Annotated in this window: 1 protein-coding gene; it reads right to left on the bottom strand. The window is 50.2% G+C overall.

Features of this window, described 5'->3' with window-relative positions; translation table 11 throughout:
- Positions 1-231, bottom strand: a 231-nt coding sequence (locus tag AB3I00_RS14865) for a bacterial Ig-like domain-containing protein (RefSeq protein ID WP_368025652.1), incomplete at both ends; no start/stop codon positions are given.

A 231-nucleotide genomic window follows, 5' to 3' on the forward strand; every position in this document is an offset into this window, starting at 1 on the left:
TCACTAGGTTATCACTTGCCTGCCATGAGCTTCCTTGTTTGATCGTACTGTCTTTGACTTCTAACGCCGTTTGATCCACAGCTTCCGCTTCTACTGTGATCGTCGCTTGTTTACTTATGCTCCCATTCGTATACGTCACCACGTATTTCCCGGGGTTACTTGTATCTACCGTCCCTTGAGCGGCGTTCGCCACTTCTTCTCGGACGTCTTTTCCGTCCGCATCGAGAGCTC

Origin of the sequence: Enterococcus sp. C76 (assembly GCF_040886985.1) — a bacterium.
GTDB classification, from domain to species: Bacteria; Bacillota; Bacilli; order Lactobacillales; family Enterococcaceae; genus Enterococcus_B; species Enterococcus_B lactis.